Genomic DNA, 287 nt, shown 5'->3' on the forward strand with positions numbered 1-287 from the left:
TTTAGAGTTTTGCTGTTTACCTTGATCAGAGTTGTCTTGTTTAGAGTTTTGCTGTTTACCTTGATCAGAGTTGTGTTGTTTAGAGTTTTGCTGTTTACCTTGATCAGAGTTGTGTTGTTTAGAGTTTTGCTGTTTACTTTGATCAGAGTTGTGTTGTTTAGAGTTTTGCTGTTTATCTTGATCAGAGTTGTGTTGTTTAGAGTTTTGCTGTTTACCTTGATCAGAGTTGTGTTGTTTAGAGTTTTGCTGTTTACCTTGATCAGAGTAGTCTTGTTTAGAGTTTTGTT

At 34.5% G+C, this 287-nt stretch carries 1 pseudogene; it reads right to left on the bottom strand.

Going from position 1 to position 287, the window contains the following annotated elements:
- A pseudogene (locus MR083_RS27160) lies at positions 1–287 on the bottom strand (spore germination protein); the annotation flags it as partial.

This window comes from Bacillus cereus group sp. BfR-BA-01408, assembly GCF_022663305.1.
In the GTDB taxonomy this organism is placed as follows: Bacteria; Bacillota; Bacilli; order Bacillales; family Bacillaceae_G; genus Bacillus_A; species Bacillus_A pacificus.